Raw genomic sequence first — 22,946 nt, 5'->3', positions numbered from 1 at the left:
TTGTTTTCCCAATAAATTTACAAAGTATTTTCTAACAATTTTTGTGCTTTGATAACGCGATCCAGTTCGACCAGCGTTGTCAGCAATTCTTCCATGCGATCCATTGGCCAAGAGTTTGGCCCATCGCTCAGTGCATTCGCCGGGTCAGGGTGTGATTCCATGAACAAGCCCGCAATGCCTACCGCGACGGCGGCACGCGCCAATACCGGCACATGTTCACGTTGCCCACCGGAGCAACTACCCTGCCCGCCGGGTAATTGTACTGAATGGGTAGCATCAAACACTACCGGGCATTGAGTATCACGCATAATGGCAAGGCTGCGCATATCCGACACCAGATTGTTGTAGCCAAAGCTATAACCGCGTTCACACACCATGATCTGCTGGTTGCCGGTCGCGCGGGCTTTTTCGACCACGTTGCCCATGTCCCACGGCGCGAGGAACTGGCCTTTTTTGATATTGACCGGCTTGCCGGTACGCGCCACGCTTTGGATGAAATTGGTCTGGCGGCACAGAAACGCAGGTGTTTGCAATACATCCACCACGCTGGCGACTTCATCCATCGGGGTATCTTCGTGAACATCGGTCAACACGGGAACACCGATCTCGGTTTTCACGCGCTCCAAAATGCGCAACCCTGCTTCCAGCCCCACACCGCGTGCGCTGGTATGTGTCGAGCGGTTAGCCTTGTCGAAAGAGGATTTATAAATGAAAGGAATGCCGAGTCTCGTGGTCATTTCTTTCAATTTAGCAGCCGTTTCCAGCGCCAGCTTTTCGGTTTCGATGGCACAGGGCCCTGAAATCAGGAAAAACGGCTGATCTAGTCCTACTTCAAACCCGCACAATTTCATAGTCGGCTTCCGTTTTTGGTTTCGTGATGCTGACGTGCCGCTTGGACAAACCCACTAAACAGCGGATGCCCCTGACGCGGACGCGAGGTAAATTCAGGGTGGAATTGGCACGCCAAGAACCATGGGTGATCTTTCAGCTCCACCATTTCGACCAGATTACCATCAATCGACGTGCCTGACAGTATCAAACCATGCTGGGTCAACACTTCACGGTAATGATTGTTGAATTCGTAACGGTGGCGATGGCGTTCGACGATCTGGTCTGCGCCGTAAGTTTCGCGTGCCAATGAACCCGCTTGCAATACGCAAGGCTGACCGCCGAGGCGCATGGTTCCGCCCAAATCGGAGTCTTCTGAGCGTTTTTCAATCGTACCATCTTCGGCTTGCCATTCGGTAATCAAGCCAATCACGGGGTTCGGGGTATCAGGGGCAAATTCGGTACTGTGCGCCCCCGCCAAACCGGCGCAATGGCGTGAGAATTCGATAACAGCAACCTGCATTCCCAAACAAATACCGAGGTAAGGAATTTTATGTTCACGCGCATACTGCGCCGCACGGATTTTGCCTTCGACACCGCGATTACCAAAACCGCCGGGCACGAGGATCGCATCTGCCCTGCCCAACACTTCCAGCGCAGACTCATCGTCAGATTCGAGCCGTTCGGAATCGAGGTAGTGAATTTTGACCTTGGTGTGGGTCTGGATACCGGCGTGAGTCAGGGCTTCGTTGAGTGACTTATAAGATTCGGTCAATTCAACGTATTTACCGACCATTGCCACAGTAATTTCCGCTTCCGGGAACTCCATCGAACTGACCACATCTTTCCAGTCAGACAAGTCGGCTTCCGGCAGGTCATGCAGGCCGAATTTCTCAGCAACGATGCGGTCGAGTTTTTGCGCGTGTAACCACAACGGAATTTTGTAGATGTTATCCAAATCCACCGCAGAAATGACGGCGCGTTCTTCCACATTGGTGAACAGGGAAACTTTTTTACGCTCATTTTCGGGGAACGGGCGTTCGCTGCGGCATAGCAGAATATCAGGCTGGATACCGATGGAACGCAATTCCTTGACCGAGTGCTGGGTGGGCTTGGTTTTCAGCTCACCCGCCGCTGCGACATAAGGCAGCAGGGTCAGGTGGATGAACAGGGCTTTGTTACGCCCTTCTTCCACACCCATTTGGCGGATAGCTTCCATGAACGGCATGGCTTCGATGTCGCCGACCGTCCCGCCGATTTCGACCATCGCAATGTCCGCATCACCGGCACCGGCACGCACGCAGCGTTTGATTTCGTCGGTAATGTGTGGGATCACCTGCACGGTCGCCCCGAGGTATTCGCCCCGACGTTCCTTACCGATAACGGTTTGGTAAATCCGCCCGGTGGTGAAGTTATTGAGCTTGCTGGCCTTGAAACCAACAAAACGCTCGTAGTGCCCGAGGTCGAGGTCGGTTTCCGCGCCGTCTTCCGTGACGAAGACTTCGCCGTGCTGGAAAGGGCTCATCGTGCCGGGGTCAACGTTGATATAGGGGTCAAGTTTCAGCATGGTGACTTTGAGGCCACGTGCTTCAAGGATTGCACCGAGTGATGCGGCAGCAATGCCTTTCCCAAGAGAGGAAACCACGCCGCCAGTGATGAAAATATATCGAGCCATAGGAAGAAATACGCATCCGTGTGAGTCACAATTATGCGGGCGCATCCTAGCATAGATGGATGGGTTTTGCTAAGGCAAGAAATTCACTATTGGTTTATGATGCGCTCATGAATAGAGCAAAACCTACCCTTCTTTGTAGCACCCTCCTGCTCACCACCCTGCTACTGCCGGGTATCACGCAGGCAGACAATACAAACGTGCGCACCATTCCCATGACCAACGCTGCACAACCCTTCGAGCTGGCGGCCAAGTTGCAATGGAACCCCCACGACCAACAGTGGGATAAAGTACTGGTGCTTTACAACGGCAATCAAAGCCCACCTGCCACTCACCCGGTTTGGGCGTATCTGGATGATATGCAAACTCCCGGCCGTGCAGCCAGCAAGCCAGGGGAAAATCTCTACTACAAAGCCTTCCACCTCAATGCTTATTGCGATGGCAACACGCCACTCACTTTCGGCAAACCGCTGCACATCAATTTCGACCAGAACACCCTCGGCCACTACACCGAAAAAGATTATTTTCGTGACTGGAATTGCCCTGGCTGGAGCATGGGGCTAAACAACGTCAGCATTGTCGGCGGCAAAGAGGCTCGCAATAATCACGGACAAGCCTTAAGCATCAAATTGCCCAAAGGCGCCTCTGGCTGTAGCAACGACAAAGATTGCGCCAACTGGAAACCACACATTGGCGCACAACTTGATAGCCTTTATTACTCATACTGGGTCAAATTTCCCGAAAACTTCGACTTTGTGCTTGGCGGTAAGCTTCCTGGCATCGGTAGCTTTGAACCCCGCGTCGGTGGCGTAAAACCCAACGGCAACGATGGCTGGAGTGTACGTGCCATGTGGGAAAAAGATGGCAAACTGGGGCAATACGTTTACCATCCTGATCAAGCAAAAAACTTTGGCGATTTCGTCCCGTGGGATGCTCCACCGTTAGAAACAGGCAAGTGGTATCAAATCAAAACCTTCGTGCGTCTCAATACACCCGGTCAGCGCGATGGGGTCATCACCACATGGCTAAATGGCAAACAAGTCCTAGATAAGCATGACCTACGCTTCCGCAATAACAATAACCTCCAAATTGAACGCTTTTTGTTCGCCGTATTTTTTGGCGGAACAGGTGCGCAATGGGCGCCTAAACAGGATACGGTTTTGTATCTGGATGATTTCACACTTTCAACACAGTAATAATTGAGAACACAGGATACTATGCAGGGCAAAAATCTCTCTTTATGGTGCGCATTGTTGATGATGATGTGCCTTACGCTACCGATATACGCAGCGGATATTCCCTTCACGACGGAAGATCTGGATACGTTTAGCAAACAACTGGATACTGCCGAAAAAGATTTCGAACAATACGGCAACGACATCACCCGACTGAACAGCCTGCACGCTACCGCAGCAGGACTTGGGCAAAAAGCACAAGCCTGCATTACCCAGTACGAGCATGAACAAACACAAATACAACAAGCAACCGATAGCCTTGGTGAATCTGCGACCACTGACGACAAGGATGTCCAGCAGAAACGTACTGAGTTGGAAACCAAGAAACAACAAGTTGACAAAACCCTTGCCCAGTGTCGCCTCATCAACTTACGCGCCACCACCTTGCTGGATTCATCTCTTAAGTCTCAGCAGAATTTGCTGAAACAGCAATTATTTGCCCCCTCCCAGTCATTGTTCACGCACCTATATACTCTGCTACTGGAGCCTGGCATCTGGAAGCAGGAACTGGCGGGGCTAGTTAATAAACTACTTCAACCCCTCATCAACTGGCACAACCTAATCGTAGCGCTTAGTTATGGAATAGCGGGGTTGTTAGTTGGGCTACTTTGGAGCATCCACAAAAGACGTCAATACCGTCAACAAACACCTGCTATTCATGAGACTAGCCCAACCTTAGCAGCCGTGTGGCGCAGCTTGCTTCGTGTGATGCCCTATGTGCTATTTGCTGGATTATCGGGACTATCCTTATATTTTTACCCGGCCGGAACCCCGATTATTCCACAATTCATGCAACTCTTACTGGTCTTCAGTCTAAGTTATGGCATTCTTCACTCCCTATTACGCACCACAGCACAAGTGGAGGGCATCGTACCCGCAGACAAAAAGGCGGGAAATAAACTGTATACGTGGGCACGCTTATTACTGTTCTCCACCATGACCGGGGTAGTCGTCCACTCACAACTGTTTGACAGTACCTCACTTGAAAACGCTGAACCCAGCCATTTGGTTGCCTTGATCCGTATCACTTGTGGCACTGTCATCGGTATCGCGCTCACTCGCCTAATATGGTTGATGTCGTTACATTTTTTGTTTATCAAGCGTACCCGTTTACACCTACTCACGACCCTTTGCATCGTGCTGGCGGTTGGTAGCCTTTGGCTGGGGTATCGGAATGTTGCCAGTTTCTTATTTACAGGTGTATTCGGGACATTATTTTTGTTACTAGTCGCGCTACTCCTGATTAAGATTCCTTCAGAAGTTTTTGACGGACTGGATGAAGGGCGGGTGGAATGGCAACAGCGCTTACGTGAGCAGTTGGGATTAAAACCAGGTCAGTTTATTCCAGGGCTTATTTGGCTTCGCCTAACCAATACCATGGTAATCAACAGCCTACTGATCATTCTACTGCTACGCTTGTGGGGCATGTCAGAACAAAGTCAGACAAATCTGATCCATCAGTTACGTAACGGCATCGACATTGCTGGCTTTACGCTCGAGCCTTTACGCATCATCGGCGGCCTTCTAGTCTTAGCTTTGTTGGTCAGCGTGACACAAGTGTTCAAAAAACATGTGTCGGAAAGCTGGTTGCGTCGCACCAGCCTCAGCCGTGGCGCACGGGAAGCCAGTACGACCATTAGTGGTTACATTGGCATATTGATGGCCATCTTGATCGGCTTATCCGTAGCAGGCATACAGTTTGAAAAACTTGCCATTATTGCGGGGGCATTGTCCGTCGGTATCGGTTTTGGTCTACAAAATATCGTCAATAACTTTGTTTCCGGGCTAATTCTGCTATTTGAGCGCCCTATCCGCCGAGGTGACTGGATCAAAGTCGGTACTGCGGAAGGCTATGTGCGTGAGATCAGCATCCGTTCCACCACCATCCAGACCTTTGACCGTTCTGACATTATTGTGCCGAACTCGGAAATCATTTCTGGGCAAGTGACCAATATGATGCTGAACGATAATTTCGGCAGGCTCATTCTCCCCATCGGTGTGGCTTACGGCTCAGACACCGAACAAGTCATGATGATTTTACGCGAAGCAGCTACGGCACACCCCGCTGTATTGAAAGAACGAACCGACATGAAAATAAGTGTATTCTTCCGAGGATTTGGGGCTGATTCACTGAATTTCGAGTTACGTTGTTTTATCCGTGATATAGAGTCAAAACTTGGTGTCACCAGCGACCTTAATCTGGCGATAGACAAAGCCTTCCGTCAACAGGGAATCGATATACCATTCCCACAACGTACCGTGCATTTAGTTAAAAACTCAGAAGTACCTGCCAAATCCACTGATTTAGGCTAGAATACGGACTCCTTTCAGTGGCTCCATAGTTTAATGGATAAAACGGCCCCCTCCTAAGGGGCAGCTATAGGTTCGATTCCTATTGGGGCCGCCACTTTTTCAGTTGAAGTAGCCGCTGTGCGCATAGCACCGCTGGGCGCATAATTCAACGTCACCACCTGCGGGCAACGCTGGCAGCCTGCAATGCCTTCCTGTTGCCACCACCGACACGTACTGCGGATAGGGCACGGTGCTAACTTGTGTACCACAACCGGAACCAGACTCACCACATTAGCTGCCAGTTGGCAGGAAGATTGCTCCCCATCGAAATGCTGGCAGCCTGTTTTCGCACAGGGTGCAGCAAACCGGAAAACTTCAGTAGGGTCGAGGTCTCCAGCAAGCTGCAACACCTCATCGGTAATGGGCTGGACATGATCCAGATAGGCCGTTGCCGGTTTTTCCGCTGTACCACCGACCACTGCAAATAATTGTGCGCCCTTCTCTTTATGGTTGGCACTGGGGCAAAGTGTCTCAAGATTCATGGGCATCACCATTATTCTCAGCAAGTAGCAACAGGCGGCTTGGTTGGGACAGGCAAACCACCCGCAATAACAGGAGGTTGCGCAGGCTTCCCACCAGCAATGACAGGCGGCTTGGTCGGAGTAGCAGTTTTACCGCCTGCGATGATTGCACTGGAACAATCGTTCAGCATACTGCCCATATTACCGGTTTGCTTTGGATTGTTGGCTTCGCAGGTTTGGCGGGCACTCAGGGCGCGGGTACGACCTTGTTGTGCCAATTGCTGGATGTCTTTTGTCTCAATGCAGATAGGGCGTTGTTGAATGGTCGTTGTCATATCGGTTACTCAATAGCGGATTTCAGAAAAGGATTATTAACTTTACGGAAAGACTAGTATTGAATAAGCTACTAAATGCAGTGATTACGACAAGAGTACAAGTTTTAGCGATAACTGGCGATGACCACCTTAACGAGGGAAGCAGCCATTTTTACGATGCAAGAATAAGTGATTGATTTATAAGGAACTGGAGGCCGAACTCAGAATCGAACTGAGGTACTCGGATTTGCAATCCGGTACATTACCACTATGCTATTCGGCCTTTATTGTGGGTAAGACCACGGTACAGATGAAAAATTGGAGCGGGAAACGAGGCTCGAACTCGCGACCCCAACCTTGGCAAGGTTGTGCTCTACCACTGAGCTATTCCCGCATATTGACTTGTTACAAAAAGTACGAATGGTATGCGTACTTTTTTTGAATTTGGAGCGGGAAACGAGGCTCGAACTCGCGACCCCAACCTTGGCAAGGTTGTGCTCTACCACTGAGCTATTCCCGCTGAACAGGCTGCGAATAATAAATAGTGCAGCCTGTACTGTCAACTAATGAAATGGTTTTTTTTAAGCACTATGTCATAAGCGGCTCAATAAGACCGACAAAGCGGCCTCATCCAGCACATCCACACCCAAACTTTGAGCTTTATCGAGCTTGGAACCAGCACTTTCCCCCGCAATCAGCGCCGTGGTCTTTTTCGAAACACTGTTGGAGACTTTCGCACCCAGCGCCTCCAGATCGGCCTTGATGTCATCGCGGGAACGACTAAGCGTGCCAGTAATGACGTAAGTCTTGCCAGCCAAGGGTAAAGCCTCTGGCGGTTTGGCTTCGTAATCAGGCCAATGGACACCCAAATCCCGCAAATGCTGGATGGTTTCGCGGTTGTGAGCTTCGCTGAAGAACTGGGCGACATTCGCCGCAACAATCACACCAATATCGGGAACCAGCTTCAGGGTTTCTTCGCTAGCAGCCTGTATCGCCTCCAAGGAACCGAAATGGCGCGAAAGCCCTTTAGCCGTTCCCTCGCCTGCGTTGCGAATGCCTAGCCCGTAAATAAAGCGTTCCAGCGTGGTGGATTTGCTGCTTTCCAGCGCGGCAATGAGGTTTTCGGCAGACTTCTTGCCCATGCGCTCCAAACCTGCCACGGCTGCAACATCCAGGCTATAGAGGTCATCCACGTGACGGATCAAGCCCGCATCAAACAGTTGCTCCACCATTTTGTCACCCAAGCCGTCGATATTCAGGGCTTTGCGTGAAGCGAAGTGCTTGATCGCCTCTTTAACTTGCGCGGGGCAATACAAACCGCCTGTGCAACGCGCAACTGCTTCACCTTCCGGGCGCTTCACCTCCGAACCGCACACCGGGCAATGGACAGGCATCACAATCGGTACAGCACCTTCCGGGCGGCGTTCGAGGATGACACTGGCCACTTCGGGAATCACGTCCCCTGCCCTGCGCACGATCACCGAGTCACCGATACGCACATCCTTGCGTTCGATTTCATCCATATTGTGCAAGGTGGCATTGCTGACGGTCACACCGCCAACGAACACGGGTTTGAGGCGAGCAACCGGCGTGAGTGCGCCAGTACGCCCAACTTGAAACTCAATGCCTTCCAGCACAGTCGCTTCCTCCTGAGCGGGAAACTTGTGCGCCATCGCCCAACGCGGGGCGCGGCTAATGAAACCGAGTTCCTGCTGAAGCGCGATGGCATTGACTTTGTAAACCACACCGTCAATGTCATACGGCAAGCTATTACGCCTTGCGCCGATTTCACTGAAGTATTCCAGACAACCTTGCGCCCCCTGCACAATGCGAATATCAGGACACACCCGCAAACCCCATGCACGGAATTGTTGCAGAATCGCGTAATGGGTATCGGGCACTGTTCCACCTTCCACCAACCCGACGGCGTAGCAGAAAATATCCAGCGGACGTTTTGCTGTTAAACGCGGATCAAGCTGGCGCAAACTACCCGCTGCCGCGTTGCGCGGGTTAACGAAGGTTTTTTCACCCAGCGCCCGCATTTTGGTATTAAAGGCTTCAAACCCGGCTTTGGGCATGTAAATTTCGCCCCGTACTTCCAGCACATCAGGCCAGCCTTCACCCATCAGCCGCAGCGGAACCGAGGCAATGGTACGCACATTGTGGGTAACATCTTCACCCGTTTCGCCATCACCACGAGTGGCTGCCTGCGTGAACACGCCGTGTTCGTAGCGAATGCTGATCGCAAGGCCATCGAGCTTGGGTTCGGCAACGAATTCGATTTCCGCAGCCGATTTCAGGCGGTCGTGGATACGTTTATCGAACGCCAGTAATTCCGCCTCGCTGAACACGTTGCCCAGCGACAGCATCGGAATGGCGTGTTTGACTTCGCCGAATTCACTTAACGCTGCGCCCCCAACACGCTGGGTTGGGGAATCGGGGGGCACCAGCTCCGGGTGCTCAGCTTCGAGCGCCTGTAATTCGCGGAACAGACGATCATATTCCACATCAGGAACAACCGGGTCATCCATCACATAGTAGCGATGGTTGTGATAACGCAGTTGTTCCCGTAGGGTTTCAAGCTGTATCTCAATGGCTTGCATATTATTTCTCTTATTTTTCAAACACCGCGATGGACTCCACATGCGAGGTATGCGGGAACATATCCATCACCCCTGCCCCCACCAACCGATAGCCATGCTCATGCACCAATTCGTAAGTATCCCGCGCCAGCGTTGCCGGGTCACACGACACATACACAATCCGCCCCGCGTTGAGCTTGCCGAAATGGGCAATGATTTCTTTCGCACCCGCGCGTGGCGGGTCAAGCAAAATCTTGTCGTAGCGATTTTTCTTCAACCACGGCTCATGCTGCAAGTTGTCGCCCATCAGGTTACAAACGTGGTAATCGGTATTCATGATGCCATTGGCGTGAGCCGCCGCACGCGCGCGTTCCACCATCGTCTGTTCGCCTTCCACACCGATCACTTGCGCAGCTACTCGCGCCAATGGCAGGGTGAAGTTGCCTAAGCCGCAGAATAAATCCAGCACAGTGTCCGTTGGTTCAGGCGCAAGCAATTCCAACGCACGCGCTACCATCTTGCGGTTCAGCGGCTGGTTGACCTGAATGAAATCCAGCGGCATGAAGCCCACTTTGGTGTTGAATTGCGGGTGTTCGTAATACAACGCCGGGTTTTCCGGCCAGATACAATGGACAGTTTCTGGGCCTTTCGGCTGCAAATAAATCTGATAATTAAATTGCTTGCCAAACGCTAACAACTTTTCAGTATCGCCTTCAGAAAGTTCTTCCATGTGACGGAAAATCAGCGCGGTGGCATTGTCGCCATCCCCCACCGCCACTTCGATTTGCGGGAGAGATTCGCGGGCATCCAGACTGGCAATCAGCGCTTGAAAGTCGAGCAAGTGTTCACCAAGGCTAGGATGCAGGATTTCGCAGCGATTGAGTTCGGCGAGGAACCCACCTTCTTTTTCGCGAAAGCCGACCAGCGCCTTGTCTTTTTTGCGTACCCACTTTGCACCGAGACGCGCTTTGCGGCGGTATGCCCAACCCTCAGCGGTGAGTGGCGCAAACACGGTTTCGGGTTCGGCTTTGCCAATGTGCTTGAGGTTGTCGAGCATGGCACGTTGTTTGTAGCGGATTTGCGCTTCGAGGGAGATGTGTTGCCAGCTACACGCACCACATACGCCAAAGTGTTCGCAACGCGGTTCGACCCGATCCGGCGAAGGGCTGAGGATGGTTTCGACTTTGCCGATGTCGTGCTTGGGTTTGTGCGAGGTGTAACGGAAGGCGACGGTTTCACCCGGCAATGCGCCGTCGATGAACACGGTTTTACCGTCAATGTGAGTAACACCTTGGCCTTCAAGGGTTAGCGATTCAATGGTAGTTTCAATCAGCGGGCTGTTTTGAATACCCTTGGGTTTTCTGTTTCTGTGTCGGCTCATGCACCCGCCTCCCATGCGGCTTCAAACGCTTGTAAATGTTCCTTGCCAGACGCTTGCAGGTGTTTGCGCACCAGTTCGCATTCGCTGTTGTATTTGTCGATGAGGATGTGTCCGCGCAGCAGTTGGAAGCGCAGGTACACCAGCCAAGTATTCAACACGTCCGTTTCGCAGTAGTTGCGGATGTCGGCGAGTTTGCCCTCCTGATAGGCATCCCAGACTTTTGCGCCGCTCATACCCATCTTGCCGGGGAAACCAAACAGGGTCGCGAGTTCATCCAGTGGGGCGTTGGCACGTCCGCTGTAGAGTGCCAGCAAATCCATCAGGTCGGTGTGGCGCGTATGGTAGCGGCTGATGTAATTGTTCCACTTGAAGCTGCTGTCGTCTTCGCCCATGTCCCAGTAACGCGGGGCGCAGATTTTGTGTTTCATGGCACGGTAATGGATCACCGGCAGGTCGAAACCACTGCCGTTCCACGACACGATAGTAGGCGTGTAGCGGTCGATGCCGTCGAAGAAACGTTGCAGGATTTCTTTTTCATCGGCAGATTCGTCGCCCAGCGTCCAGACCTTGAAGTCATCGCCCTTGCCACGAAACGTGACGGAAATCGCCACGATTTTGTGCAGGTGATGCGCAAGGAATTCCGTGCCATTTTTTTGGAAACGCAGGTGGTACATGGCTTTAGCAATGCCGTCAGCATCCAAATCGCCAAGGTCATAGAGTTTGCGCCCGCCTTCAATGTCGGGGATGGTTTCGATGTCGAAAACTAAGGTATTCATACAGATACTTTACGTTAAGCGGGAAAAATCCCGGTGGAAATATAACGGTCGCCACGGTCACAAATGATAGCAACAATAGTCGCGTTCTCAACTTCTTTGGACAGACGTAGCGCTGCCGCGACCGCCCCGCCGGAGGATACCCCGCAGAAAATGCCTTCCTCAGACGCAAGGCGACGCATGATGTCTTCCGCTTCCGGCTGACTCATGTCGATTTCGCGGTCAACTTCATTGCGGTGGAAAATTTCCGGCAGGTATTCCGGTGTCCAGCGGCGAATACCGGGAATCTGGTCGGCTTGCGTGGCTGGCTGCACTCCGACAATCTGAACATCCGGGTTTTTCGATTTCAGGAAACGCCCCGTCCCCATGATCGTCCCTGTTGTACCCATGCTGCTGACGAAATGCGTCACCATACCGTGGGTATCACGCCAGATTTCCGGGCCAGTGGAGTGAAAATGCGCCAGCGGATTGTCTTCGTTAGCAAACTGGTTCAGCAGCTTGCCCTTGCCCTCGCGTTCCATTTGCATGGCGAGGTCACGCGCCCCTTCCATGCTCGCCTCCTTGCTCACCAGCACCAGTTCCGCACCGTAGGCTTTCATGGAAGCGCGACGTTCGGCGCTCATGGTTTCCGGCATGATCAGCACCATTTTGTAGCCTTTGATCGCGGCAGCCATCGCCAAGGCAATGCCAGTATTGCCGCTGGTGGCTTCGATCAGGGTGTCGCCGGGCTTGATGTCACCACGCGCTTCGGCTCGCTGGATCATGGAAAGTGCCGGGCGGTCTTTCACTGAACCGGCGGGATTATTGCCTTCCAGTTTGACCAAAATAGTATTGCTCGTATCACCCGGCAAACGTTGCAAACGCACCAGCGGCGTTTTGCCGATAAAGTCTTCGATAGTGGGGTAAGGCATGTCCTGCACTCTTGATTTTGTGTTGAGAAGAGGAGCTTAACAGCCATCCTGCGTATTCGCTACCTGTCGGCGGATTTGGCTTGACCTTACCCCATAATACGGTAAGTTGTACGTTAGCCAATAACAAAAAAGCACCGGGAATAGTGTGAATTATGTATCCGTAGGGAACATCCCCGTATCTGCCGCCATGCACATCCAAAGCGACCATGACCTGAGCCGCCGCTCGATCAATGGTGTGTTTCCTTACATGATTGCTTGGGTCGTTCTCGCACTGGGGACTGATATTATTCAGCACCATAGCATCCTCGTCTACGGTATTGGCCTGTTGATGTTGGCTCTTGGTATCATGCGTTTATTGTTGATGAAACAGTTTCCTAAGCTTTACAAAACACAGCCGGACAGGGCGCGGTTTCTGCTCGGATTTGGCCTGATAACCTCGGCTATTGTTTGGGCGTTGTTTACCGCTTGGGGGCTAATGCATGTCGGGCTAGCAGAACAGGGAACCCTTATGCTACTACCACTGTTAATGCTCAGTGTTGGCACGACGACCAGCCTTGCCCCCCACAACCCACTGTTTCTTACCTACGTCAATATCATGATTTGGCCGCAGATCATCGTACTGTTACACATGGGGACAAACACTGCCTATAGCGTTGCCCTCTCCTTACTCCTGTTCAGCATTGTCACCCAATTCTTTGGCAAAACGCTGCACCGTGACTACTACCAGCTTCTCTACAAAAACGATTTACTGGAACAGCAAGCTGCCACGTTAGCAAGTGCCAAGGACGCCGCTGAAATCGCCAATCAGGCCAAGAGCCGATTTCTGGCCAATATGAGCCATGAATTACGCACTCCCATGAACGGCATTCTGGGGGCAAGTGGTCTGCTAACACCCTTGGTAAGTACCGCTGATCAACAGCAATACGTTTCCCTGATCAACCGCAGCGGCAAAACATTATTGGCGCTGCTGAATGACCTACTCGACTTTTCCAAGATCGAAGCAGGCAAGATGGAATTGGAGCTATCAACCTACCATCTGGGTGAAATGGTTGTCCATTTACAGCATTTGCTGGATATCCGCGCCAAGGAAAAAGGGCTCACGTTTACCACCCGTATCAGCGAGAACATCGCCCCTTTTCTCATGGGCGATGAAATCCGCATCCAACAAATACTGCTTAACTTACTGGGCAATGCCATCAAATTTACTGAAACGGGCACGGTAACACTCGCCATCAGCCTGAGCGCCAACGGGGAACGGCTACGCTTTGAAATCAGCGATACCGGTATTGGCATTCCGGCAGAAAAACAGCCACTGCTGTTCAACAGTTTTCAGCAAATGGAATCGTCTACTGCCCGCAAATACGGCGGCACGGGTCTGGGTTTAGCGATTTCCAAACAGTTGGTCAGCCTGATGGAGGGTGATATTGGCGTACACAGTGAAGCGGGACAAGGCGCCTGCTTCTGGTTCGAGCTTCCCTATCAGGCAGCAGAGACTCAAGCTGCCAACCCGGAAACGATTACTACACCCATCACTGATGCGCCATTGGAAACATCCAGCCGGATTCTGCTGGCGGAAGACAATGCCATCAACCAAATCATCGCCCAAGCCATGCTCGAACAATTGGGGCTGACCCACATCGACACCGTGGAAAATGGTGAACAGGCTATCCAACGCCTGATTGAAGCCGATTACGATCTGGTGCTAATGGATGTTCAAATGCCCGAATGCGACGGTATGGAAGCCTGCCGCCATATCCGGGGAATGCAGACTCATGCGAGCATGGCGGCGGTGCGCAACTCAGCCATTCCGGTGATTGCTCTGACCGCGAACACCCTGTCTACTGATATTGCTGCTTGCCTGCAAGCCGGGATGAACAGCCATCTGGGTAAGCCACTGGATCCCCAAACGCTGGAAACTGAACTGAAAAAGTGGTTACAGCAACCCGTCAGCCCCGCCCACCAGAATCACAAAGGCGACCGCGTGAGTGCGCTCGTCTGCGACGGATAGTTCGATTGCCGTCACACCCAGCGCAGTAGCCGTTGCCAGCGTCACCCCGTGCAATTGCAGAAGTGGTTTACCGCGTGCATCGTGGGTGGTTTCGATTTCCTGCAAGCGAGTTTCCTTGCCAATCCCCGTGCCGAGGGCTTTGGCAACGGCCTCTTTGGTCGCAAAACGTTTTGCCAGCCATGCTGCTTGCTTGGTTTCGGTGGCAAAACGTTTGAGTTCGGCAGGGTGTAAAATTCGTTCGGGAAACCGTTCTGGGTGACGTTGCAAGGTTTCCTCAAGACGGGCAATTTCCACGATGTCTGTGCCGATGCCGATAATTTTCATGAGCCAGCACGTGCCGCTTGCATCAATGCCAGCATTTCCACGGTCGCTTGGCGGATGCCGACGAATACCGCCCGCGCCACCATCGAATGGCCGATGTTCAGTTCGCGGATATTGGGGATGACCGCGATGGCTTGCGTATTGTGATAATCCAGCCCGTGACCTGCGTTCACCTGAATGCCGAGGCTGTGGGCAAACTCGGTAGCTTCGCGAATGCGTTGGAGTTCCTGCGCTTTGGCTGCGCCCGTGGCATTGGCATACGTGCCAGTATGCAGCTCGATCACGGGCGCACCGATGTCAGGAACGCGGCGAATTTGTTCAATATCCGGCTCGATGAACAGTGATACGCGAATATTCGCGGCATTCAAACGCTGGGTCACGCTGCGTACCCGCTCGAATTGCCCGATAATGTCCAGCCCACCTTCAGTGGTAAGCTCTTCGCGCTTTTCGGGAACCACACACGCATCATTCGGCAATACGTCGCAAGCAATGCCCACCATTTCATCGGTGGCAGCCAGCTCCAGATTCAGGCGACGGGTACACATCTGGCGGATAGCGTACACATCCGCATCTTGAATATGGCGACGGTCTTCGCGCAAATGGATGGTGATGGCGTGTGCACCTGCGTCTTCCACCAGCCGCACAGCTTCCAGCAAATCGGGGTAAGCCGTGCCGCGTGCCTGGCGCAACGTGGCGATGTGGTCGATATTGACACCAAGTTCGATCTTATTCATTGAGTAATCTTCTCGCATTCAAGGTTTTGCCTTTCAGCAACATCTGTATCAGGTAATCCAGGGTATGGCGCAGTTCCAAACGCTGTTCGGTCGCCATGGTTTCTGGCTCGCGCAAGGCGATTAATAGCCTACCGGAAAGCGGCACGCCTTTACCCTCACCTGCGTCCGGGTATATACCGTGGTCGGGGCGAAAACGGTAACGGCAGTTGGCGTGGATTACTTGCCCATCCGCGTCGTCGTGCCACAGGTTCAGAACATAGCCTGCCATTGCCAGCACGTCCAGTTCAAACAACGGCAGTGCGAGTACCTCAGCAGGGTTTTCCAAGCGGAACAGCAGTTGTTGGTACTGGGCAAATAATTCCGGCTGCGGCTGGTGTTGCCACAGCGCCCGCAACAGCAATTCGTTGGCATACACGGCGCGTACCAGTCCGGCAGCTTTCAGGGGGAAACGGCGTTTTTCTTCGGCATTGAACAGGGTGAACACTTCACCCTTGCCCACCCAACTGGCTTCGAGTTGCCGGAAAGGTTCAAGCATACCTTTGGAGCGCGTGCCCTTGCCTTGGCCAAACTTGGCAACGCAGGTGATTTTGCCAGCGTCGCGGGTAAACATATCCAGCAATAAACTGGTGTCGCGGTAGGGGTTACGCCGCAAAATAAACGCGGGGGAAAGTTCAGCCGCCATCGGACGCGCTAACGGGGGGTGACATCAATGCTGCTGGTGGCAATACGGATTTCCTGCAAAAAGCACAGCAATCCGCTGACCAACATCAACATCGCAATAATGAACAGTATGGATACCGCCGTGGATAGATCCATCCCCAACATGGCACTGAAAAATAGCATGGCAATCACCACACAAATCAACAAGGCACACACCGTACACAAGCCGATTGCCCAATGAATCATACGGGCGCGGCGGGAAAGCGCCTGCATTTCATGACGAATCACCACCAGTACCGCCGCACTCGCTTGCTGAAAATTACTATCCAGCACACGAAAGCGATCCACCACCCGCACTAAACGGTTCACCAGCACCGACAAAATACTACCGATACCTGTCAGCAAGAACACCGGAGCAACCGCCAATTGAATCACATGCGCGACGTTGGAAATGACTTCCGCTTCTTGTGCTAACAGTAGCATCGCTCGCCCCTTAGGTTGAAATCCCCAAACTTTGCAGGTGACGTGGGCTATTTTCCCAATTTTCTTCGACGCGCACCCATAATTTCAGCATGACTTTGCGTTCCAGAAACGCTTCCAGCGCAAATCGCGCCGAGCTGCCGATGCGTTTTAGCGTGTCGCCTTTATTCCCGATCACAATACCTTTCTGGTTTTCGCGACTGACCCAGATCACCGCATTGATTTCGGTCAGTTTAGGCTTTTCCTCAAAGGTTTCGATCTCAATCGCGGTGGAATACGGCATTTCCTGATGCAAATACGTCATCAATTGCTCGCGGATCAACTCGCCGCAAATGAAGCGGGTAGACTGGTCGGTCACGTCATCTTCGGCGTATACCCAATCTTGTTGCGGCATGACTTTCGCCAATGAAGCCTTGAGCTGCTGCGTATTCGTGCCTTTGGTCGCGGAGAGTGGGAAAATTTCCTTGAACGGGTACTTTGCCAGCACTTCCGGCAACCAGCTTAGTAAGCGTTCTTTCTTTTCCAGCCGGTCGACTTTGTTGGCGACCAGAAACACCGGACAGGTGACATGACCAAGGCGTTGCAACACCAAATCATCTTCATCCTGCCACTTCAGCACCTCCACGATCATGACCACTGCATCGACACCTTCCAATGCAGCCACCGCTTCAAGGTTGATGGTTTTGTTGAGCAAGCTTTTGGAAGTACGGTGAATCCCCGGTGTGTCGACGAAAATCATCTGATAATCGTCTTCAGTCAAAATACCCCGGATACTGTGGCGCGTGGTTTGCGGCTTGTTAGCCGTGGCAGAAACCTTGAAACCAATCAGCAGGTTCATCAGGGTGGATTTGCCCACATTGGGTCGTCCAACAATGGCGACATAGCCACAACGTTGTGTTGATGGCGTAGAAGTTATCTCAGTCATTTTGCTGTTACCTGTTGGAATGCAAGACCAGCAGCTTCCTGCTCGGCCTTACGGCGGCTTCCTGAAGTGCCGATGGTACGGATATTGAGTTTGGGGACAATGCATTCCGCCGTAAACGTTTGGCGATGGGCTTCCCCTTGGGTATCAATCAGATTGTATTCAGGCAGCTCGTGCCCGCGTGATTGGAGGAATTCCTGCAAGCGGCTTTTGGGGTCTTTTAGACTGTCTTCGGCGGGTAAGTTATCCAACCGATCGCCATAAGCGGTGAGCACGAACGCTGTCGCCGTCGCCATGCCCTGTTCCAGATAAATACAGCCGACCAGTGCTTCAAACGCATCGGCGATGATGGACTTGCGCCGAAAACCACCGCTTTTCAGCTCGCCCGGCCCCAGACGTAAAAAATCACCGATAGCCAGTTCGGCGGCAATCCCCGCCAAAGCATTTTCATTGACCAATGAAGCACGTAAACGGCTCAGGTAGCCTTCGCTAGCCCGTGGAATCCGCTGATAAAGCTCCGTGGTGATAATTAGCCCAAGCACGCTATCACCAAGAAACTCCATGCGCTCGTTATGTTTACCCTCCGCGCTGCGGTGGGTGATGGCACGGACAAAGGTGTCCGTCGCCATCAATTCGCTACCCAGTAGCTTAGTTAATTTGTTCAAGTATCGCTAGCCGCTCCCAGCTCTTTGGAATATTGGAAGTTCATTAAAAAATCAATGTTCGCAACCCAATGCTTACGAACCTCATAGTGTATCTCAAGTGCCCGTACATTGTTCTTACCTTGGACATCGATCACTTTAAAATCATCTGTCGAGAAAGAATCCAGACTATTGACAATCATAAAGTCATCGATTTTGCGACGGATTTGTTGAAGGGATATATTTCCCGGCGACTCTTGCGCCACATGATCAACTAATGAACGCACTGTATAGAACTCCATATACAAGGGTGCCATCTTAGTTGCCGTAAGAAACACAAAAATCACCACACCGACACCCGCGACCCATGTTAAAAAAGTCGCACCTTGTTGCTTGCGCATTGTTACTTACCTTTATTGTTATTGATTAATGGTTGGCTAAGCGAAGCTGAACTCTAATGCATCGCACTACCAATTCGTGAGAAGTTGAAGCCTTTGCCTTCACCGCCAAAATTCATGTGCATCCAGACAATCGTTGCCTTTCCTACTACATTATCTTCAGGTACTAAACCCCACATCCGCCCATCATTACTGTTGTCGCGGTTATCACCCATCATGAAGTAATGCCCTGGAGGAACCGTCACAGAACCTGTTGGGCCAACGCGTCCGGGCGTTACCAATATATCATGTGGCACACCCAGTAGATCTTCTTTCAGATGAATTGATGGTGGCGTTTGTTGATCAGGGCGCAAATAGTCACCCATCGCATCACGGTTCAAAGCAACACCATTCACGGTCAGTGTTTTATCGTTCCAGCTCACCACATCACCCGGCACACCGATGAGGCGCTTGATATAGTCAATTTTGGGATTACCAGGAAAACGGAACACCACCACATCACCCCGTTGCGGGTCGCCGATCTCCACTACCTTTGTGTGCAATATGGGTAAACGCAAGCCATAAGCAAACTTGTTTACCAGAATAAAATCACCAATTTCCAGCGTAGGTAACATCGAACCAGACGGAATACGGAAAGGTTCTGCCACAAACGAGCGTAGCAACAGCACCGCCAACAATACTGGAAAAAAGGAACGGGCATACTCCACCAATATCGGCTCTGCAGCTTCCGCTTTTTTTCCGGCAAGCAAGGCATACAGTAACCAGATGACGCCCGTCACCGCTGTAGCACTGCCTAACCAAAATTCCAGATCAAAATCCATGTCTTGTCCTTATTACTTATCGCTAACTTTCAATACAGCAAGGAAGGCTTCTTGCGGTATTTCCACGCTACCGACCTGCTTCATGCGCTTTTTGCCTTCTTTCTGTTTTTCCAGCAGCTTACGCTTACGACTTACGTCACCACCGTAACACTTCGCCGTCACGTCTTTACGCATCGCCTTGACCGTGCTGCGGGCAATGATATTGCTGCCGATGGCTGCTTGAATAGCCACTTCATACATCTGACGCGGAATCAGGTCTTTCATCTTTTCCACCAACATCCGCCCGCGTGATTGGGCGAAATCACGGTGGATCATCAGCGCTAACGCATCAACCTTTTCACCGTTGACCAAGACATCCACGCGCACCATCGGGGCTGGCTCGAAACGATCCATCGCGTAATCGAAAGAAGCATAACCCCGGCTGCACGATTTCAGGCGGTCAAAGAAATCCATCACCACTTCAGCCAGCGGCAATTCAAATGTCAGTGACACTTGATTACCCATGTACTGCATGTTCTTTTGCATACCGCGCTTTTCCATGCACAAGGTAATGACGTTGCCGACATATTCCTGTGGCACGAGAATAGTACCGATAATAATCGGCTCGCGAATTTCTGCCAGCTTGTTCACGACTGGCAATTCAGACGGGCTGTGGATGAACTGTTTCTCACCATTGGTCAACACCACCTCGTAGATAACCGTGGGTGCGGTGGAAATCAGGTCAAGATTGTATTCACGTTCCAGACGTTCCTGCACAATTTCCATGTGCAACATGCCGAGGAAGCCACAACGGAAACCAAAGCCCAGTGCTTGCGAGGTTTCTGGCTCATAAAACAAGGCGGAATCGTTGAGCTTGAGCTTGGAAAGCGCATCACGCAGGTTTTCGTACTGGTCGGACTCAATCGGGAACAAACCTGCGAAAACGCGTGGCTGGATTTCCTTGAAGCCTTGTAAAGGCGTGGTTGCTGGTTTTTGTGCGTCGGTAATGGTATCACCGACTTTCGCAGCGGCGATTTCCTTGATGCCGGAAATCATGAAACCTACTTCGCCCGCACGCAATACATCCAGATCTTTCATTTTAGGCGTGTAAATACCCACGCGCTCCACCTGAAAATCACGCCCAGTCGACATGAAGCGGATTTTCATTTTCTTGCGCATTTCGCCATCAATCATCCGCACCAACACCACCACGCCAAGGTAGTTGTCGAACCACGAGTCAATGATCAGGGCTTTGAGTGGCGCATCCGGGTCGCCTTTGGGGGGTGGAATGCGTTCCACCAATTGTTCCAGCAGGTCTTCGATACCAATGCCGCTTTTAGCACTGACGCGCACCGCATCGGTCGCCTCAATGCCGATAATATCTTCAATTTCCTGACACACACGGTCAGGGTCAGCCGCTGGCAGGTCGATTTTATTGAGTACTGGCACGACTTCCAGATTAAGGTCAAGCGCGGTGTAGCAGTTAGCAACACTTTGCGCTTCCACCCCTTGTGAAGCATCTACCACCAGCAATGCGCCATCACAAGCCGCCAACGAGCGTGACACTTCATAGGAAAAGTCCACATGCCCCGGCGTGTCGATGAAGTTCAGGTGGTAGGTTTCACCATTGCGGGCTTTATAGTCCAAAGCCACGCACTGTGCTTTAATCGTAATACCGCGTTCACGCTCCAGATCCATCGAATCCAGAACTTGTGCTTCCATTTCACGATCAGCCAACCCCCCGCAATACTGGATAAAGCGGTCAGATAGTGTCGATTTACCGTGGTCAATATGCGCAATAATTGAAAAATTGCGGATATTCTTATTCGCCTCACCCATGCTGTAATGCTTGCCTCAAAATCGCTTCATCGAAGAAATGCCAGAATAAAATCTGCTTTCCCCATGCTACTACTGGGACATCCGCATTAAAACGCACTCTTAACTCTGCATCCGCGTCAATGTCGACCAGCTCGAACGTAAACCTCAGTTCATCCTGAAATTCACACAAAAGGGCTGTCATCTCGTCACAAAGATGACAGCCCACGCGATAATACACGCTCAGATGGGTTTTTGCTTCACTCTCTTGCATTTGCCTCAATCTTCATGGCCAGAAAACGGGCGGAACCCTCACGATTCACTAAAACTGCGACGGTTTTTCCGACATCCAGCTCGATAGCAATCGCTTGCAAGCCCGCCACAGACGTCACTGTCTGACTATCAAGCTGGCGGATAGTATCACCTATGGCAATCCCGGCACTGCGAGCTGGCTCACCGATCACTTCGTCCACCCATACCCCTGCTTCGGTATCACTCAGCTTCATGCCTAACGTACCAGCGACGGGTGCTGCCACCGGTGAATGAGTAGATGCAACCGCCTTAGGACTATTAGGTAACTCAGTGACAGTCATGGTGACGGTTTTACGCTTACCTTCGCGCAAAATTTCAATCACCACTTTCTTACCGATAGCGGTATTACCCACGATAGGGGGCAAAGCCGCTGCATTAGTCACCGGCTTGCCATCAAAACTCAGGATAACATCGCCTAGGTTCAAAGCGCGTGCGGCTGGGCCATCTTTCATGACTTGGGCAACCAATGCGCCTTCGGGTTTACTCATCTTGAAAGATTGCGCTAAATTAGCGTCAATTGCTTGTACATACACACCAACCCAAGCACGCGATACAGCACCCTTGCTTTTCAACTGCTCAATCACGTCCTGAGCAAGATCAATCGGAATAGCAAAGGAAACCCCCATAAAACCACCCGAACGGCTGTAAATCTGAGAGTTAATACCGACAACTTCGCCATCAAGATTGAACAGGGGGCCACCTGAATTACCGGGATTAATCGCCACATCGGTCTGAATGAATGGAACATAATTTTCATCTGGTAAACTACGCCCCTTCGCACTCACAATACCCGCTGTCGCACTGTGATCAAAACCAAAAGGTGAACCAATTGCCAATACCCATTCACCCACTTCCAAGGGGGCTGAAGTTCCCATTCTCAACACAGGTAAATCAGTAGCCGCCACTTTTAACAGCGCGACATCAGTACGCTCATCACTTCCAACCAGCTGTGCGGGCAGTTCACGTCCATCCGTAAATCTGACCTTGATTTCATCTGCGTCAACCACGACATGGTGATTAGTGACGATATAACCGTCAGATGAATAGACAAAACCAGAACCACGCGAATTGCTATCGAAATCGAAGGGCTTTCCACCACTACTGCCGTCACGCTCAAAAAGGCGCTTCATCAGCTCATCAAAAAGCTCATCAGATTCAGGGGATGGAGAGGCGTTAGGCAGCATTTCAGCAGGGGAAATGCTTTGCTTGGTACTGATATTCACAACGGCTGGGCTATTCTGCTTTACCAGCGCAGCAAATTGAGGCAAATCATGGGAAAATACTGTTTTTGTAAAAAAAAGAATACATACGAGTATTACTCCCCGCAACCCTTGCATCAACATGGA

Annotated in this window: 22 protein-coding genes and 4 tRNA genes; 5 read left to right on the top strand and 21 right to left on the bottom strand. The window is 51.6% G+C overall.

Annotation, left to right across the window (positions count from 1 at the left end):
• Nucleotides 1–17: 17 nt before the first annotated feature.
• Together kdsA and Q394_RS0104445 are read right to left on the bottom strand one after the other, a co-directional pair.
• A complete protein-coding gene (kdsA, locus tag Q394_RS0104450; RefSeq protein WP_028488213.1) occupies nucleotides 18–851 on the bottom strand; it encodes a 3-deoxy-8-phosphooctulonate synthase in 834 nt (277 codons plus the stop codon).
• Nucleotides 848–2,503 (bottom strand): CTP synthase, encoded by a 1,656-nt coding sequence (locus Q394_RS0104445; RefSeq protein WP_028488212.1) that lies wholly within the window; start codon nucleotides 2,501–2,503, stop codon nucleotides 848–850. The genes kdsA and Q394_RS0104445 overlap by 4 nt, the downstream gene beginning before the upstream one ends.
• A 107-nt stretch (nucleotides 2,504–2,610) precedes the next feature.
• Here Q394_RS0104445 and Q394_RS0104440 point away from each other — a divergent pair, with 107 nt between their 5' ends.
• The 4 genes from Q394_RS0104440 to Q394_RS22580 all read left to right on the top strand — a co-directional run bounded on the left by Q394_RS0104440 (nucleotide 2,611) and on the right by Q394_RS22580 (nucleotide 6,515).
• Nucleotides 2,611–3,696, top strand: a complete 1,086-nt coding sequence (locus tag Q394_RS0104440) for a polysaccharide lyase (protein WP_084260350.1) — start codon at nucleotides 2,611–2,613, stop codon at nucleotides 3,694–3,696.
• Nucleotides 3,697–3,756: 60 nt separating this feature from the next.
• A complete protein-coding gene (locus Q394_RS21310; protein WP_169735875.1) occupies nucleotides 3,757–6,048 on the top strand; it encodes a mechanosensitive ion channel domain-containing protein in 2,292 nt (763 codons plus the stop codon).
• A gap of 19 nt (nucleotides 6,049–6,067) precedes the next feature.
• Nucleotides 6,068–6,142, top strand: a tRNA-Arg gene (locus Q394_RS0104430).
• Nucleotides 6,143–6,287: 145 nt separating this feature from the next.
• Entirely contained in the window at nucleotides 6,288–6,515 is a 228-nt protein-coding gene (locus tag Q394_RS22580) for a hypothetical protein (RefSeq protein ID WP_169735874.1), read from the top strand.
• A gap of 71 nt (nucleotides 6,516–6,586) precedes the next feature.
• Here Q394_RS22580 and Q394_RS0104425 read toward each other — a convergent pair whose 3' ends face one another.
• From Q394_RS0104425 to cysM, 8 genes are all read right to left on the bottom strand, one after another.
• The gene (locus Q394_RS0104425) at nucleotides 6,587–6,883 is read right to left on the bottom strand and encodes a hypothetical protein (RefSeq protein WP_028488209.1); all 297 of its coding nucleotides are present in this window, start codon (nucleotides 6,881–6,883) and stop codon (nucleotides 6,587–6,589) included.
• 188 nt (nucleotides 6,884–7,071) lie between these two features.
• Nucleotides 7,072–7,145, bottom strand: a tRNA-Cys gene (locus tag Q394_RS0104420).
• A 36-nt stretch (nucleotides 7,146–7,181) separates the two neighbouring features.
• Nucleotides 7,182–7,256: transfer RNA gene (locus tag Q394_RS0104415), tRNA-Gly, on the bottom strand.
• 51 nt (nucleotides 7,257–7,307) lie between these two features.
• A tRNA-Gly gene (locus tag Q394_RS0104410) sits at nucleotides 7,308–7,382 on the bottom strand.
• Between the two features lie 73 nt (nucleotides 7,383–7,455).
• Nucleotides 7,456–9,465, bottom strand: coding sequence for an NAD-dependent DNA ligase LigA (ligA, locus tag Q394_RS0104405; RefSeq protein ID WP_028488208.1), 2,010 nt, complete (start codon nucleotides 9,463–9,465; stop codon nucleotides 7,456–7,458).
• 10 nt (nucleotides 9,466–9,475) lie between these two features.
• Entirely contained in the window at nucleotides 9,476–10,825 is a 1,350-nt protein-coding gene (gene rlmD / locus Q394_RS0104400; protein WP_028488207.1) for a 23S rRNA (uracil(1939)-C(5))-methyltransferase RlmD, read from the bottom strand.
• On the bottom strand, nucleotides 10,822–11,601 hold the full coding sequence (locus Q394_RS0104395) for a 3'-5' exonuclease (RefSeq protein WP_028488206.1): 780 nt from the start codon (nucleotides 11,599–11,601) through the stop codon (nucleotides 10,822–10,824). Before Q394_RS0104395 ends, rlmD begins: the two co-directional genes overlap by 4 nt.
• 14 nt (nucleotides 11,602–11,615) lie before the next feature.
• On the bottom strand, nucleotides 11,616–12,509 hold the full coding sequence (gene cysM, locus Q394_RS0104390; RefSeq protein WP_028488205.1) for a cysteine synthase CysM: 894 nt from the start codon (nucleotides 12,507–12,509) through the stop codon (nucleotides 11,616–11,618).
• 145 nt (nucleotides 12,510–12,654) lie between these two features.
• Here cysM and Q394_RS21300 point away from each other — a divergent pair, with 145 nt between their 5' ends.
• Nucleotides 12,655–14,517 (top strand): ATP-binding protein, encoded by a 1,863-nt coding sequence (locus Q394_RS21300; RefSeq protein ID WP_156946734.1) that lies wholly within the window; start codon nucleotides 12,655–12,657, stop codon nucleotides 14,515–14,517.
• On the opposite strand, the gene acpS is transcribed toward Q394_RS21300, so the two are convergent.
• From acpS to Q394_RS0104330, 11 genes are read right to left on the bottom strand one after another with little or no spacing between them, the layout of a single operon-like run.
• Entirely contained in the window at nucleotides 14,443–14,841 is a 399-nt protein-coding gene (gene acpS / locus Q394_RS0104380; protein ID WP_038140481.1) for a holo-ACP synthase, read from the bottom strand. The two genes, Q394_RS21300 and acpS, sit on opposite strands and share 75 nt — an antisense overlap.
• Complete coding sequence (gene pdxJ, locus Q394_RS0104375) at nucleotides 14,838–15,572, bottom strand: pyridoxine 5'-phosphate synthase (protein WP_028488203.1); 735 nt, start codon at nucleotides 15,570–15,572, stop codon at nucleotides 14,838–14,840. The genes acpS and pdxJ overlap by 4 nt, the downstream gene beginning before the upstream one ends.
• The gene (gene recO / locus Q394_RS19105; protein ID WP_051542758.1) at nucleotides 15,565–16,254 is read right to left on the bottom strand and encodes a DNA repair protein RecO; all 690 of its coding nucleotides are present in this window, start codon (nucleotides 16,252–16,254) and stop codon (nucleotides 15,565–15,567) included. The genes pdxJ and recO overlap by 8 nt, the downstream gene beginning before the upstream one ends.
• A gap of 8 nt (nucleotides 16,255–16,262) precedes the next feature.
• On the bottom strand, nucleotides 16,263–16,715 hold the full coding sequence (locus Q394_RS0104365) for a DUF2721 domain-containing protein (RefSeq protein ID WP_038140478.1): 453 nt from the start codon (nucleotides 16,713–16,715) through the stop codon (nucleotides 16,263–16,265).
• A gap of 10 nt (nucleotides 16,716–16,725) precedes the next feature.
• Entirely contained in the window at nucleotides 16,726–17,637 is a 912-nt protein-coding gene (era, locus tag Q394_RS0104360) for a GTPase Era (protein ID WP_028488201.1), read from the bottom strand.
• A complete protein-coding gene (gene rnc / locus Q394_RS0104355) occupies nucleotides 17,634–18,299 on the bottom strand; it encodes a ribonuclease III (protein WP_028488200.1) in 666 nt (221 codons plus the stop codon). Before rnc ends, era begins: the two co-directional genes overlap by 4 nt.
• Nucleotides 18,296–18,676 carry a DUF4845 domain-containing protein gene (locus Q394_RS0104350; RefSeq protein ID WP_028488199.1) on the bottom strand — a complete coding sequence of 127 codons (381 nt, stop codon included), beginning with the start codon at nucleotides 18,674–18,676 and terminating at the stop codon, nucleotides 18,296–18,298. Before Q394_RS0104350 ends, rnc begins: the two co-directional genes overlap by 4 nt.
• Nucleotides 18,677–18,729: 53 nt before the next feature.
• The gene (gene lepB, locus Q394_RS0104345) at nucleotides 18,730–19,494 is read right to left on the bottom strand and encodes a signal peptidase I (RefSeq protein WP_028488198.1); all 765 of its coding nucleotides are present in this window, start codon (nucleotides 19,492–19,494) and stop codon (nucleotides 18,730–18,732) included.
• A gap of 12 nt (nucleotides 19,495–19,506) precedes the next feature.
• Nucleotides 19,507–21,312, bottom strand: a complete 1,806-nt coding sequence (lepA, locus tag Q394_RS0104340; RefSeq protein WP_028488197.1) for a translation elongation factor 4 — start codon at nucleotides 21,310–21,312, stop codon at nucleotides 19,507–19,509.
• Complete coding sequence (locus Q394_RS0104335) at nucleotides 21,305–21,562, bottom strand: glutaredoxin family protein (RefSeq protein ID WP_028488196.1); 258 nt, start codon at nucleotides 21,560–21,562, stop codon at nucleotides 21,305–21,307. Before Q394_RS0104335 ends, lepA begins: the two co-directional genes overlap by 8 nt.
• On the bottom strand, nucleotides 21,549–22,937 hold the full coding sequence (locus tag Q394_RS0104330; RefSeq protein ID WP_342665150.1) for a Do family serine endopeptidase: 1,389 nt from the start codon (nucleotides 22,935–22,937) through the stop codon (nucleotides 21,549–21,551). Before Q394_RS0104330 ends, Q394_RS0104335 begins: the two co-directional genes overlap by 14 nt.
• Nucleotides 22,938–22,946: the final 9 nt, after the last annotated feature.

The sequence above is a fragment of the Thiothrix lacustris DSM 21227 genome, assembly GCF_000621325.1.
Classification (GTDB): domain Bacteria; phylum Pseudomonadota; class Gammaproteobacteria; order Thiotrichales; family Thiotrichaceae; genus Thiothrix; species Thiothrix lacustris.
This window is presented reverse-complemented; position numbering and strand designations above follow the sequence as displayed.